The sequence below is a fragment of the Streptomyces sp. NPDC048461 genome (assembly GCF_055587105.1).
This window is the reverse complement of the sequence record NZ_JBVJGW010000002.1, coordinates 510,404-523,633: the sequence shown is the minus strand read 5'-3', so window position 1 is coordinate 523,633 and position 13,230 is coordinate 510,404. Positions and strand designations below refer to the sequence as shown.

The window sequence follows — 13,230 nt, the reverse complement described above, 5'->3', positions numbered from 1 at the left end:
GCCTCAAAGGCCAAAGGGACAGCCTGAGATGACAGAGCGCCAGAAGGACCGTCCGTGGCTCATGCGGACGTACGCCGGCCACTCCACGGCCGAGGCGTCCAACGAGCTGTACCGCCGCAACCTCGCCAAGGGCCAGACCGGCCTGTCGGTCGCGTTCGACCTGCCGACGCAGACCGGCTACGACCCGGACCACATCCTCGCCCGCGGCGAGGTGGGCCGGGTCGGGGTCCCGGTCTCCCATCTGGGCGACATGCGGCGGCTGTTCCAGGACATCCCCCTGGAGCAGATGAACACCTCGATGACGATCAACGCCACCGCCATGTGGCTGCTGGCGCTCTACCAGGTGGCCGCCGAGGAGCAGGGAGCGGACATCTCCCAGCTCCAGGGCACCACCCAGAACGACATCGTCAAGGAGTACCTCTCGCGCGGGACGCACGTCTTCCCGCCGGGACCGTCCCTCCGCCTGACGACGGACATGATCGCGTACACGGTCAACCACATCCCGAAGTGGAACCCGATCAACATCTGCAGCTACCACCTGCAGGAGGCCGGGGCCACCCCGGTCCAGGAGATCTCGTACGCGATGTCCACGGCCATCGCCGTGCTGGACTCGGTCCGCGACTCGGGGCAGGTGCCCGAGGAGCGGTTCGGCGAGGTGGTCGCCCGGATCTCGTTCTTCGTGAACGCGGGCGTCCGCTTCATCGAGGAGATGTGCAAGATGCGCGCCTTCGGCCGCATCTGGGACAAGGTCACCCGCGAGCGCTACGGCATCGAGAACGACAAGCAGCGCCGCTTCCGGTACGGGGTCCAGGTCAACTCCCTCGGCCTGACCGAGGCCCAGCCGGAGAACAACGTCCAGCGCATCGTGCTGGAGATGCTGGCCGTCACCCTCTCCAAGGACGCCCGCGCCCGCGCCGTTCAGCTCCCCGCCTGGAACGAGGCGCTGGGCCTGCCCCGGCCCTGGGACCAGCAGTGGTCGCTGCGCATCCAGCAGGTCCTGGCGCACGAGAGCGACCTGCTGGAGTACGAGGACATCTTCGCCGGATCGCACGTCGTCGAGGCCAAGGTCGAGTCCCTGGTCGCCGAGTGCCTGGCCGAGATCGACCGGATCCAGGAGATGGGCGGCGCCATGGCGGCCGTCGAGTCCGGCTACCTGAAGTCCCAGCTGGTCTCCTCGCACGCCGAGCGGCGGGCCCGGATCGAGGCCGGCGAGGACAAGATCGTCGGCGTCAACTGCTTCCAGCAGACGGAGGAGAACCCGCTCACCTCCGACCTGGACGGCGCCATCATGACGGTCGACGGGGCCGTGGAGGCCCAGATCGTCGAGCGCATCGGGCTCTGGCGGGCCGAGCGCCAGGAGTCCTCGGACCGGCAGGGCGGGGGCGACCCGTTCGTCTTCCCGACGGTCCGCCAGGCCCTGGACCGGCTGAAGGAGGCCGCGGCCGGCACCGAGAACCTGATGGAGGCCACCCTGGAGTGCGCCCGCGCCGGCGTCACCACCGGCGAGTGGTCGATCGCCCTGCGCGAGGTGTTCGGGGAGTTCCGCGCGCCGACCGGGGTCTCCTCGGCCCCGGTGGCGGTCACCGCCGAGGCGGGCACGCCGATGGCCCTCGTCCGCGAGAAGGTCTCCCGTACGGCCGACGACCTCGGCGCGGGCCGGCTGCGCCTGCTGGTCGGCAAGCCGGGCCTGGACGGCCACTCCAACGGCGCCGAGCAGATCGCCGTCCGGGCCCGCGACGCGGGCTTCGAGGTGGTCTACCAGGGCATCCGGCTGACGCCCGAGGAGATCTCCTCGGCGGCGCTGGCGGAGGACGTGCACTGCGTGGGACTGTCCATCCTGTCCGGCTCGCACTGCGCGCTCGTCCCGGATGTCCTCGAACGGCTCCGCGCGGCGGGGGCGGGTGACATCCCCGTCATCGTCGGAGGCATCATTCCGAACGCCGACGCCGTGACGCTGAAGGCGGCCGGGGTCGCCGCCGTCTTCACGCCGAAGGACTTCGGCATCACGGAGATCATCGGCCGTATCGTCGACGAGATCCGCAAGGCCAACAAGCTCGAGCCCCTCATCAGCACCGACATCGTTGCAAGCACGGAGGTCCCCGCATGACCACGCCAGCCCACCCGGTGAACCGTCTCCGCCCGCGCCGTTCCTGCCTCGCGGTCCCGGGGTCGAACCCGCGCTTCCTGGAGAAGGCCCAGGGCCTGCCGGCCGACCAGGTCTTCCTGGACCTGGAGGACGCCTGCGCGCCGCTCGCCAAGGAGGGCGCCCGCCACACGATCGTGGACGCGCTCAACAACGGCGACTGGACGGGCAAGACCCGGGTCGTGCGCGTCAACGACTGGACCACGCACTGGACGTACCGCGACGTCATCACGGTCGTCGAGGGCGCGGGCCAGAACCTCGACTGCATCATGCTGCCGAAGGTCCAGGACGCCCAGCAGATCGTGGCCCTGGACCTCCTCCTGACCCAGATCGAGAAGACGATGGGCTTCGAGGTCGGCAAGATCGGCATCGAGGCGCAGATCGAGAACGCCAAGGGCCTGGTGAACGTCGACGAGATCGCCGGCGCCTCCCCCCGGCTGGAGACGATCATCTTCGGCCCGGCCGACTTCATGGCCTCGATCAACATGAAGACGCTGGTCGTGGGCATGCAGCCGCCCGGATACGGCGCGGACGCCTACCACTACATCCTGATGCGCATCCTGATGGCGGCGCGCACGCACAACCTCCAGGCGATCGACGGCCCCTTCCTCCAGATCCGCGACGTGGACGCCTACCGCGAGGTGGCCGGCCGGGCGGCGGCGCTGGGATTCGACGGCAAATGGGTGCTGCACCCGGGCCAGGTCGACGCGGCGAACGAGGTCTTCTCCCCCTCGCAGGAGGACTACGACCACGCCGAGCTGATCCTCGACGCGTACGACTGGTGCACCTCCGAGGCCGGCGGCAAGAAGGGCTCGGCGATGCTCGGCGACGAGATGATCGACGAGGCCAGCCGCAAGATGGCCCTGGTCGTCGCGGGCAAGGGCCGCGCCGCGGGCATGGAGCGCACCACCAAGTTCGAGATCCCCTCGACCGAGAAGACGGCGGAGGCCTGATCCCGATGCAGTTCGGACGCACGTACGAAGAGTTCGAGGTCGGGGCCGTCTACAAGCACTGGCCCGGAAAGACCGTCACCGAATACGACGACCACCTCTTCTGTCTGCTGACCATGAACCACCACCCGCTCCACATGGACAGCAACTACGCCGAGAACACCACCGACTTCGGCAAGAACGTGGTCGTGGGCAACTACATCTACTCGCTGCTGCTCGGCATGTCCGTCCCGGACGTCTCCGGCAAGGCCATCGCCAACCTGGAGATCGAGTCGCTGCGCCACGTGGCGCCGACCTTCCACGGCGACACGCTCTACGGCGAGACCACGGTCCTCGACAAGACCCCGTCGAAGTCGAAGGACGACCGGGGCATCGTGTACGTGGAGACCAAGGGCTACAAGCAGGACGGCACCCTCGTCTGCGTCTTCCGGCGCAAGGTGATGGTCCCGACCGAGACGTACATCAAGGAGCGCGGCGGCGAGCAGCCCGGCCGCCCCACGCTGAAGGAACAGGTGAAGTAGCCATGGCCCGACTCGCCCAGACCGCCGGGCTCACGGACGTCCAGCGGGAGATCCTCAAGACCGTCCGGGAGTTCGTCGACAAGGAGATCATCCCGGTCGCCACCCAGCTGGAGCACCGCGACGAGTACCCGCAGGACATCGTCGACGGGCTCAAGGAGCTCGGCCTGTTCGGCCTGATGATCCCGGAGGAGTACGGCGGCCTGGGTGAGTCGCTCCTCACGTACGCCCTGTGCGTCGAGGAGATAGCGCGGGGCTGGATGTCCGTCTCGGGCATCATCAACACCCACTTCATCGTGGCGTACATGCTCAAGCAGCACGGCACGCAGGAGCAGAAGGACCACTTCCTGCCGCGGATGGCGCTCGGCGAGGTGCGCGGCGCGTTCTCGATGTCCGAGCCGGCGCTCGGCTCCGACGTGTCGGCCATCACGTCGAAGGCGGTGAAGGACGGCGACGAGTACGTCCTGAACGGCCAGAAGATGTGGCTGACGAACGGCGGCACGTCCACCCTGGTGGCCGTTCTCGTCCGGAGTGACGAAGGACACGCCGAGGGCACGCCCCCGCACAAGTCGATGACGACCTTCCTCGTCGAGAAGGAGCCGGGCTTCGGTGAGGTCCGTCCGGGCCTGACGATCCCGGGCAAGATCGACAAGATGGGCTACAAGGGCGTCGACACGACCGAGCTCATCATGGACGGACTGCGCATTCCGGCCAATCGGGTCCTCGGAGGCCAGACCGGCCGAGGGTTTTACCAAATGATGGACGGGGTCGAGGTCGGCCGCGTGAACGTGGCGGCGCGTGGCTGCGGCGTCGCTCAGCGTGCCTTCGAGCTGGGTGTCTCGTATGCCCAGCAACGTCACACTTTCGGCAAGGCGATCGCCGAGCACCAGGCCATCCAGTTCAAGCTGGCCGAGATGGCCACCAAGGTCGAAGCCGCCCATGCGATGATGGTGAATGCAGCACGCAAAAAGGACTCCGGGGAACGAAACGACCTCGAAGCGGGGATGGCCAAGTACCTCGCCTCCGAGTACTGCAAGGAGGTAGTGGAGGACGCGTTCCGTATCCACGGTGGCTACGGCTTCTCGAAGGAGTACGAGATCGAGCGCCTCTACCGGGAGGCCCCGATGCTGCTGATCGGTGAAGGTACCGCCGAAATCCAGAAAATGATCATCGGGCGACGCCTGCTCGAGGAGTACCGACTCCAGGGCTGAAAGTACCTTTTGCGGCGAATCATCCATGGGTTCGTCGCGAAAGGGTCACTGCCAGTCACTGGCCGACGGTCATCGACTCGGCTTCTGGCTTGCCCAGTTGTTGCGTGCAACCGATAGCATTCCAGTAAAGCCGCCGTCCCGTCCCCCTGTTTGCGGCGCGGCAATCACCCGCTACGAAGGTCATCCATGCCCCACAGCCAAACCTCTGCACCTCGCGACAGCCTCCTTGGCGTACGCCTCGCGCGCGGAGCATCGCCGTGGCTTCTGCCGACCGTCGCCACCGCGGCGCTCAGCCTCACCCGGGCTCGCAAGTCCGGGCGCTGGGCCGCGGCGGCCGTGCCCGCCACCGCGCTCGCGGCGGGCATGCTGTGGTTCTTCCGCGACCCCGAGCGCGAGATCGCCCAGGGCCGCGTCATCTCGCCCGCCGACGGTGTGGTGCAGAGCATCATGCCGTGGAAGGACGGGCGCACCCGCGTCGCGATCTTCATGAGCCCGCTGAACGTCCACGTCAACCGGGCGCCCCTCGCGGGCACGGTGACCTCCGTGGAGCACATCCCCGGCGGATTCGTTCCGGCGTTCAACAAGGAGAGCGAGAACAACGAGCGGGTCGTCTGGCACTTCGACACCGAGCTCGGCGACATCGAGATGGTGCAGATCGCCGGCGCCGTCGCCCGTCGCATCGTGCCCTACCTCCCGGCCGGCACCAAGGTCGAGCAGGGCGAACGCATCGGTCTGATCCGCTTCGGGTCCCGAGTCGACATCTACCTCCCCGAGGGTGTCGAGGTCGCGGTCGAGGTCGGTCAGGCCACCACCGCGGGGGTGACCCGAATTGACCGTGACTGACCCGGAGACTCCCTCCGCCGGCTGGGTGCCGGAGCCTGCCGACGAGGAGTCCGCCGAAGACGACATGCCGCTCTCGCTGCGGTTGTCGATAGCGGACACCCTCACCCTCGGCAACGCGACGTGCGGGTTCATGGCGGTGTACTTCACCACCACCGGAATCCTCATCCCGCACCTGACCGGCAGCAACGAGTCGGGCATGGCCCGTCACAGCGCCGCGACGGCAGTGATACTGATGCTGCTCGCCGCGGTCTTCGACCTCTTCGACGGCATCGTGGCCCGCAAGCTGCGCAGCTCGCCGATGGGCGCCGAGCTGGACAACCTGTCCGACCTGATCAGCTTCGGCCTGGCTCCCGCGTACTTCGTGCTCGTCTACGGCATGGTCGCCGACGACGCGCACCAGAAGATGTCGGCGCTGGCCGCGATCGTGGTGCTGCTGGCCGTGGTGCTCCGGCTCGCGAGATTCAGCTGCGTGACGCTGAAGGACGGCATGTTCCAGGGCATGCCGAGCCCCTTCGGCGCGCTCACGGTCGTCTCGATCGTGCTGCTGGAGCTGCCGTTCATCCCGACGCTGCTGGCGATCATCGGGGTGGCCTGGCTGATGGTGAGCCGGGTCGAGTACCCCAAGCCGCGGGGCGTCCTCGCGGTGGCGATGCTGAGCTGGATCGTCGGGGCGATGGGCCTGCTGGCGGCCTGGGCGTTCGACGCCCCGGGCGGCCAGCTGCTGCTGCAGACCGGCTGCGCCCTGCAGATCGCGCTGGCGGCGACCATCCCGCTGTTCGCGACGACCCGGAGGGCCAACACCTTCCGGCACAACCGCCGCGAGGCGCGGGCCACCCAGCCGTAGCCGCAGCGCCGTGTTCGACGTGTGAGAGGGCCCCGGATGCCAGTCGGCATCCGGGGCCCTCTCGTCGTACGGGCACCCGCGGCGGCGTGCGGAGCACCGGCGCCCGCGGGGCCGTACGCCGCCGCAGGCGCCCGAGTCCCCGCTCCCGGCCGCGGAGGGCGCCCGGGGCCGGGGAGGGCCCGCACGGGCCCTCCGGGGGCCGGGAGGGGGTGCGTGGGGGTTCCGCGGCCGCGGGCGCCGGGGAACGGCACGCGGGCGCGGCCGGCCGGCCCCTCGAGGACGGCCGGCCGCGCCTCGTCGCGAGCGGCGGGTCCGGGGGTCAGCCCGCGGGGGTGAACTTCTCCGCCGCGGGGGCGACCCCGGCCTCCTTGACCACCTTCAGCCCGCCCGGCGTCTTCTCGTCCGGCTTCATGATCACGCTCTGCCGGGTCGAGGGGGCCTTCGGGTCGGAGAAGTCGTGCGTGATCCCGAAGCCGCCGTCGTACGACTTCAGGGTCAGCAGCGCCTTGCCGACCCCCTCGCGGGTGAGGTCCTTGTCGGTGCAGGCCTTCTTCAGCGCCTCCCCGTAGACCCCGGCCGCCGAGTACCCGGCCACCACGCCGTTGTCCAGGGCCGCGCCCGGGTACTCCGCCGTGTAGGCCGCGGCGAGGGCCGCCGGGCCCGCCTCGGTGGAGCCGATCGGGAGCGTGGAGGCGGCGACGTAGTAGTCCTTCTGCAGGGCCGCGCCCGCCGGGGTGGCGAGCAGCTGGGGCGAGAACGCGGAGTTGTTGCCGACCACCGGGACGTTCCAGCCGCCGGCCGCGGCGACCCCGACGAGCGAGGCGGCCTGCCGGGGCCCCGCGCTGACCACGACGGCCTTGACCCCGGCCTGCTTGAGGGCCGCGACCTGGGCGGACATGTCGTTGTCGGTGGGCTTGATCTTCTGCTCCACGACGGTCAGCCCGGCCTCCGCGGCCGCGTGCTTGGCCCCCGCCAGGGCGTTCTCGCCGTAGTCCCCCTCGAAGTAGATCTGCCCGATCTTGTCGCCGGAGGCGATCCGCTTCTGTTCGAGGAGGTAGCCGACGAGGTTGACCGTCTCGATGTCGTACGTGGCGCCGATCGTGCGGACGTACGGGCTGCCCAGCAGCGACGCGGACCAGGCCTGGGGGATGACCAGGCCCTTGTCCTGGCCGTCGACGCGGTCCTCGACGGCGGCGACGAACGGGGACCCGATGAACTGGGCGAAGCCGAGCACGTCGGGCTCCAGCTCCGTGTAGCCGGCGAGGGCCTTCTGCGGGTCGTAGCCGTGGTCGCGGACGGTCAGCTCCAGCTGACGGCCGCAGATGCCGCCGGCGGCGTTGGCCTGCTTGACCCACAGTTGCTGGGCCTGGGTGACGCTCTTGCCGAGGGAGGCGTAGACGCCGGTCATGTCGGTGAGGGCGCCGAGCCGGATCGCGGTCGCGGAGACGCCCTTGCCGGTCTTGAGGCCGTCCTCCCCCTGCTTGTCGCCGGCGCCGCCGCCCGCCTTTCCGCTGCATCCGGCGGCGCCGGTGAGGACGAGGGCGGCCGCGAGGACCGCCGCTCCGCGTCGCGCGCGCTGGCGGGGTCGGGCCGTACGGACTCTGTTCACGCTGGCTCCTTCGGGGGGCGTGCGGGCTGGGAGGGACGGATGCGGGCCAGGCCGCCGGGGAGGAAGAGGACCACCGCGACGACGGCCGCGCCGTAGAGGTAGCGGGACGCCTCGCCCGGGGAGACTCCGCCGCTGCCGGGGGCGGAGACCAGGGGGAGGGCGTCGCTGTACCGGGTGAGCAGCTGGGGCAGCAGGGAGACGAAGACCGCGCCGACGACGGCGCCGCCGACCGTGCCGAGCCCGCCGATCACGATCATGGCGAGGTATTCGAGGGACAGGACCATGCCGAAGTAGTCCGGCACCGTCCGCTGGAAGACGAGGGCGAGCAGGACCCCGGCGAGGCCGGCGTACATGGAGGACAGGACGAACACGGCGGCGCGGTGGCGGGCCACGGGCACGCCCATCACCCCGGCGGCGATGTTGTGGTCGCGGATGGCGTTCAGGGCCCGCCCGGGGCGCCCGCGCAGGACGCCGCGGGCGAACAGGGCGCAGGCGAGGAGGGCGGCCAGGGCCACGTACCAGAGCTTCTCGGCGGACTGGAACGGAACGGCCGCGATCACGGTCTCGGTGTCGTCGAAGGTGATCCCGAGGAGGGACAGGGGCTCGACGGGGCGGCCGTTGAAGCCGCCGGTGAGGGAGGTGGCGTTGAACAGCACGTGCTGGCCGATGAAGATCAGCGCGAGGGTGGCGATGCCGAGGTAGGCGCCGCGCAGCCGGCCGGCGATGGGGCTGAAGAGGCCCCCGGCGGCGCCCGCGAGGGCGACGGCGAGGACGGCGGCGAGCCAGCTCGGCAGGCCCAGCCCGACGAGCTGGTGGCCGCCGGAGCGGCCGTCCTCCCCGGCCAGGACGCAGTAGCCGTACGCGCCGACGGCCAGGAAGAAGGCGTGTCCCATCGACAGCTGCCCGGTGGATCCGGTGAGCAGGTTGAGGCCGATGGCGCCGATCCCGGCGGCGATGGCGAACAGGCCGGCCTGGAGCCAGAAGCGCTCCAGGTAGAACGGCAGGGCCAGCAGCACCACGGCCGTGACGGCCCAGGCCGCGTGGCGCGGGGAGACCCGGCGGGCCGGGCGGACGGTGGCCGCGGGGGTCGCCGCCGGTTCGGCGGCGACCGCTGCGGCCGCGGCGGGGCGGGTCCCGGCGGGGGTCGCGTCAGACACGGGCGGGCTCCTTCGTTCCGAAGAGGCCCGCGGGGCGCAGGAGCAGGACCGCGACCATGACCAGGTACGGGGCGAGGTCGCCGATCCCGCGGCCGAGGAAGGCGAGCTCGCTCTGGTAGCCGGTGGCCATGGCCTCGGTGACACCGACGATCAGGCCTCCCGCGAGGGCCCCGGTGGTGGAGTCGAGGCCGCCGAGGATGGCGGCGGGGAAGGCCTTGAGGGCGGCCAGGGAGGTGGCCCGTTCCAGGCCGGGGGTGGGGAAGACGGTCAGGAAGAGCGCGGCCACGGCCGCCAGGGAACCGGCGACCGCCCACGCGGCCAGGGAGACCCGGCCCAGCCGGACGCCCATCAGGGCGGCGGTCTCCGGCTTCTCGGCGGCGGCCCGCATGGCCACCCCCCAGGCGGTGTACCGGAAGACCAGCAGGAACGCGCCGATCAGCAGGGTGGCGGAGACGAAGGCGGCGATCCGGGTCTGCGGGAGGGTGACCGGCCCGAGGTGGACGACGGCGTCGCCCCACGGGTCGCCCAGCGCGAGGACGTCCGTACCGATGCGGCGGGTGAGGTCGGTGGTGATCAGGATGTCCACGCCGATGGTGACGATGGCGAGGACGCTCTGGTCCTGGCCCCGGTAGCGGCGCATCACGAGGAACTCCACCGCGGCGCCGACCGCGGCGGCCGAGGCGATGCCGACGGCGAGGGCGGGCCAGAAGCCGATGTCGTCGTGGAGGACGGCGGTGACGTACCCGCCGGCGAGGAGGAGGGAGGCGTGGGCGAAGTTCACGACCTCGGTGGCCTTGAAGATGACGACGAAGCCGAGGGCGATCAGTGCGTACACGGAGCCCATGGACAGGCCGCCGAGCAGCAGTTCCAGGAAGGTGGTCACGCGGCCGGTTCCTCCTCGCCCAGGTAGGCGCGCACGACCGCGGGGTCGCTCTGCACCTGGGCGGGTGTCCCGCCGCCGATCCGTTTTCCGAAGTCGAGTACGGTCACCGCGTCCGCGAGCCGCATCACCACCCCCATGTCGTGTTCGACCAGCACGATCGATATGCCGAGGCCGTCACGGACGCCCGCGACGACGGCGGCGGTGCGCTGCCGCTCGTCCGCGGTCATCCCGGCGACCGGTTCGTCCAGGAGCAGCAGCCGGGGCTCCATGCACAGGGCCCGGGCCAGCTCCACGAGTTTCTGTTTGCCGTACGGGAGGGAGCCCGCGGGGGCCGCCAGGTCGGACTCCAGGCCGACGAAGGCGGCGATCTCGCGGACCCGTTCGCGGTGGCGCCGGTCCTCGCGGACGGCGGACGGAAGCCGCAGGCCGGCGGCGAGGAAGCCGGACCGCATCAGCCGGTGGCGGCCCAGGAGCAGGCTGTCGGCGACCGTGGTGTGCGGGGGCAGGGCCAGGTTCTGGAACGTGCGGGCGACGCCGAGGGCGGCGACCTCGTGCGGGGCGAGCCCGGTGAGTTCGGCGTCTCCGAAGCGGACGCTGCCGGAGGCGGCCCGGTAGACCCCCGAGAGCACGTTGAAGCAGGTGGACTTGCCGGCGCCGTTGGGGCCGATGACGGCGTGGACGCTGCCCGGCTCGACGGTGAACGAGACCGCGTCGAGGGCGGTCAGGCCGGCGAAGCGGACGGTGACGTCGCTGACGGTGAGCGGCGGGGGCCCGGCCGCGGGCGGGGCCGCGGGCGCGTTCACGCGGACCACCTCGCCAGCGGGCGGGTCGCCCGCGGCGGCGGGGCGGCCTCGTCCGTGATGCCGAGGTAGCGGCGGCGGACCTCGTCGGAGGCGGCGAGCTCGGCCGCCGGGCCGGACAGGGTGACCTCGCCGACCTCCAGGACGTAGGCGTGGGAGGCGAGCCGCAGCGCGAGGGCCGCGTTCTGCTCCACCAGGAGCACCGAGGTGCCCGAGGCGTTGATCTCGGTGATCGTCTCGGCGATGGTGGCCGCCATCTTCGGGGCGAGCCCCAGCGAGGGCTCGTCGAGGAGCAGCAGCCGGGGCCTGGCCATCAGCGCCCGGCCGAGCGCGAGCATCTGCTGCTCCCCGCCGGAGAGCAGGCCCGCGCGCTGCCCGGAGCGGCCGGCGAGGACCGGGAACAGCTCGTGGACGCGGGCCAGCGAGCGGGCGGTGTCGGCGCGGGAGCCGGCCCGGGAGCCGAGGGCTCCGGCCCGCAGGTTGTCCGCGACGGTCATCCGCGCGAACACCTGCCGCCCCTCGGGGACCTGCACCACCCCGGCGGCCACCGCGCGGGCCGGGGAGATCCCGTCCAGCGGCCTGCCGTCGAAGCTGATGCTCCCGCCGGTCGCCGCTCCCCGGTGGAAGGCGAGCGTCCGGGACACCGCCCGGAGCAGGGTCGTCTTTCCCGCGCCGTTCCCGCCGAGTACGACGACCACGGCGCCCTCGGGCACGTCGAGCGACACGTCGCGCAGCGCCCGTACCGGCCCGTAGCCGACGGACAGTGCGCGCACCTGGAGCGAAGCCACAGGTCCTCCACTTCTTTGACGTTGTGCTGGCGCACAGACCAGCACCGGGCGGGGCGGGCGTCCACGGCCGGAAGCGCAATCGCTGCGGATGACCAGCCGGGGGCGGGGTGCCGTTGTGCAGTGGCACAGACCTGCCGACGCGGCCCCTTACGGGGGCGGTCGGGGGGTGGCATCCTCGGCGGCCATGGGCGGACGCAGGGCGCGCACGGAAGCGGAATGGTCGGTGCTGCTGACGGCGGCCGAGGTGCTGCTGGAGCGCGTTCCCGCGCTGACGGAGCGGCTGATCGGCGAGCTGGCGAAGCACTCGCCGCTGTTCGACCTGGCGGTGCCGCGGGACGAGCACTGGCAGCAGGTGTCCGAGGCGATGCGGTACGGCATCGAGGCGTTCGCCGCGCGCCGCTGCGACCCGCGCAAGGACCTGGCGTACGCGCAGGAGCTGGGGCGCAGGCGCGCCGAACAGGGGCTGCCGCTCGACCTGTTGCTGTACGCGTACCGGCGGGCGGGCCGCCTGACCTGGGAGGCCCTGCTGGACATCGTCACGGAGGACGAGCCCGACGCCCTGCCGGTGCTGGCGCGGACGGCCGGTGCGATGTGGGCCGGGATCGAGCAGCAGGCGGCGGCCACGGCGGAGGCCTACCGGGCGGGCGAGCTGGAGCTGCGGCGGCGCTGCGACGAGCGGGTGCAGGCGCTGCTGGACGCGCTGCTGGAGGGGAACGCGGCGCCGGGCCTCGCGGCGCGGGCGGCGGCGGGCCTGGACCTCCCGGAGCAGGGGCGGTACGCGGTCGTCGTGCTCCCGGTGGACCGGCGGGACTCGGTGCACCGGGTGGTGTCGGCGGGCGGGATGCGGATGTTCTGGCGGATGCGGGCGGAACAGGAGCTGGCGGTGGTGTCCCTCGGGGACGCCTCGCTCGGCGAACTGGTCGGCGAGCTCGCCGACCGGTGCCCGGGCCCGGGCGGGATCAGCCCGGTGGTGGACGGCCTGGCCGAACTGGGCCGGGCGCGGCGGCTGGCGGAGACGGCGCTGGGCACGTGCGCGCCGGACGACCGGACCCTGGTGTGCCTCGCGGACCGGCTGCCGGCCGCCCTGGTGGTGCGCCAGCCCGAGCTCGCGGGGGAACTGGTCCAGGCGGTGCTGGGTCCGCTCCTGGAGCTGGACCCGGCGGACCGGGCGGTGCTGCTGGAGACGCTGGACGCCTGGCTCGCGGCCGAGGGCTCGGCGGGGCGGGCGGCGACCCGGCTGTACTGCCACCGCAACACGGTCTTCAACCGGCTGCGCCGGCTGGAGCACCTCACCTCCCGCTCCCTGTCCCGCCCGCACGACCTGATCGCCCTGACCCTGGCCCGGGACGCGCACCGCCTGGCGGCGGGCCCGGCCCCGGCGGGCGGGTGACCGGTCCCGGCGGGCGCGGCGCCCTTCCGGGCGGCGTAGTCTTGATGTCGGAAAACCGCCAGCCGACCTCTCCCCGCGCGGGGATCCTGGACTC

General features: G+C 71.8%; 12 protein-coding genes. 7 read left to right on the top strand and 5 right to left on the bottom strand.

The window, feature by feature from the left end; translation table 11 throughout:
* Nucleotides 1-28 precede the first annotated feature (28 nt).
* The 6 genes from ACZ6S8_RS05190 to pssA all read left to right on the top strand — a co-directional run bounded on the left by ACZ6S8_RS05190 (nucleotide 29) and on the right by pssA (nucleotide 6,509).
* Nucleotides 29-2,107, top strand: a complete 2,079-nt coding sequence (locus tag ACZ6S8_RS05190; protein WP_469452609.1) for a protein meaA — start codon at nucleotides 29-31, stop codon at nucleotides 2,105-2,107.
* Entirely contained in the window at nucleotides 2,104-3,096 is a 993-nt protein-coding gene (locus ACZ6S8_RS05185) for an HpcH/HpaI aldolase/citrate lyase family protein (protein ID WP_469452607.1), read from the top strand. Before ACZ6S8_RS05190 ends, ACZ6S8_RS05185 begins: the two co-directional genes overlap by 4 nt.
* Before the next feature lie 5 nt (nucleotides 3,097-3,101).
* Entirely contained in the window at nucleotides 3,102-3,614 is a 513-nt protein-coding gene (locus ACZ6S8_RS05180) for a MaoC family dehydratase (RefSeq protein WP_469452605.1), read from the top strand.
* 2 nt (nucleotides 3,615-3,616) lie between these two features.
* A complete protein-coding gene (locus ACZ6S8_RS05175) occupies nucleotides 3,617-4,822 on the top strand; it encodes an acyl-CoA dehydrogenase family protein (protein ID WP_383932192.1) in 1,206 nt (401 codons plus the stop codon).
* Between the two features lie 186 nt (nucleotides 4,823-5,008).
* A complete protein-coding gene (locus tag ACZ6S8_RS05170) occupies nucleotides 5,009-5,665 on the top strand; it encodes a phosphatidylserine decarboxylase (protein ID WP_030010161.1) in 657 nt (218 codons plus the stop codon).
* 64 nt (nucleotides 5,666-5,729) lie between these two features.
* Entirely contained in the window at nucleotides 5,730-6,509 is a 780-nt protein-coding gene (pssA, locus tag ACZ6S8_RS05165; RefSeq protein ID WP_469452790.1) for a CDP-diacylglycerol--serine O-phosphatidyltransferase, read from the top strand.
* Nucleotides 6,510-6,828: 319 nt separating this feature from the next.
* On the opposite strand, the gene ACZ6S8_RS05160 is transcribed toward pssA, so the two are convergent.
* The 5 genes from ACZ6S8_RS05160 to ACZ6S8_RS05140 are packed head-to-tail and all read right to left on the bottom strand — an operon-like array spanning nucleotide 6,829 to nucleotide 11,746.
* Nucleotides 6,829-8,118, bottom strand: a complete 1,290-nt coding sequence (locus ACZ6S8_RS05160) for an ABC transporter substrate-binding protein (RefSeq protein ID WP_469452601.1) — start codon at nucleotides 8,116-8,118, stop codon at nucleotides 6,829-6,831.
* The gene (locus tag ACZ6S8_RS05155; RefSeq protein WP_469452600.1) at nucleotides 8,115-9,275 is read right to left on the bottom strand and encodes a branched-chain amino acid ABC transporter permease; all 1,161 of its coding nucleotides are present in this window, start codon (nucleotides 9,273-9,275) and stop codon (nucleotides 8,115-8,117) included. Before ACZ6S8_RS05155 ends, ACZ6S8_RS05160 begins: the two co-directional genes overlap by 4 nt.
* Nucleotides 9,268-10,158 (bottom strand): branched-chain amino acid ABC transporter permease, encoded by an 891-nt coding sequence (locus tag ACZ6S8_RS05150; protein ID WP_383932127.1) that lies wholly within the window; start codon nucleotides 10,156-10,158, stop codon nucleotides 9,268-9,270. The genes ACZ6S8_RS05155 and ACZ6S8_RS05150 overlap by 8 nt, the downstream gene beginning before the upstream one ends.
* Complete coding sequence (locus ACZ6S8_RS05145; RefSeq protein WP_469452598.1) at nucleotides 10,155-10,970, bottom strand: ABC transporter ATP-binding protein; 816 nt, start codon at nucleotides 10,968-10,970, stop codon at nucleotides 10,155-10,157. The genes ACZ6S8_RS05150 and ACZ6S8_RS05145 overlap by 4 nt, the downstream gene beginning before the upstream one ends.
* Nucleotides 10,958-11,746: an ABC transporter ATP-binding protein gene (locus ACZ6S8_RS05140; protein ID WP_469452596.1), complete on the bottom strand. Its 789-nt coding sequence runs from the start codon at nucleotides 11,744-11,746 to the stop codon at nucleotides 10,958-10,960. Before ACZ6S8_RS05140 ends, ACZ6S8_RS05145 begins: the two co-directional genes overlap by 13 nt.
* A gap of 184 nt (nucleotides 11,747-11,930) precedes the next feature.
* Between ACZ6S8_RS05140 and ACZ6S8_RS05135 the strand changes: the two genes are divergently transcribed.
* The gene (locus ACZ6S8_RS05135) at nucleotides 11,931-13,136 is read left to right on the top strand and encodes a PucR family transcriptional regulator (protein ID WP_469452595.1); all 1,206 of its coding nucleotides are present in this window, start codon (nucleotides 11,931-11,933) and stop codon (nucleotides 13,134-13,136) included.
* The last annotated feature ends 94 nt before the right edge of the window (nucleotides 13,137-13,230 follow it).

What these genes read in the sequence shown, in the direction of transcription:
- ACZ6S8_RS05190 (WP_469452609.1), top strand. Translation starts at nt 29, where the DNA reads ATGACAGAGCGCCAGAAGGACCGTCCGTGGCTCATGCGGACGTACGCC.
- ACZ6S8_RS05185 (WP_469452607.1), top strand. Translation starts at nt 2,104, where the DNA reads ATGACCACGCCAGCCCACCCGGTGAACCGTCTCCGCCCGCGCCGTTCC.
- ACZ6S8_RS05180 (WP_469452605.1), top strand. Translation starts at nt 3,102, where the DNA reads ATGCAGTTCGGACGCACGTACGAAGAGTTCGAGGTCGGGGCCGTCTAC.
- ACZ6S8_RS05175 (WP_383932192.1), top strand. Translation starts at nt 3,617, where the DNA reads ATGGCCCGACTCGCCCAGACCGCCGGGCTCACGGACGTCCAGCGGGAG.
- ACZ6S8_RS05170 (WP_030010161.1), top strand. Translation starts at nt 5,009, where the DNA reads ATGCCCCACAGCCAAACCTCTGCACCTCGCGACAGCCTCCTTGGCGTA.
- pssA (WP_469452790.1), top strand. Translation starts at nt 5,730, where the DNA reads ATGCCGCTCTCGCTGCGGTTGTCGATAGCGGACACCCTCACCCTCGGC.
- ACZ6S8_RS05135 (WP_469452595.1), top strand. Translation starts at nt 11,931, where the DNA reads ATGGGCGGACGCAGGGCGCGCACGGAAGCGGAATGGTCGGTGCTGCTG.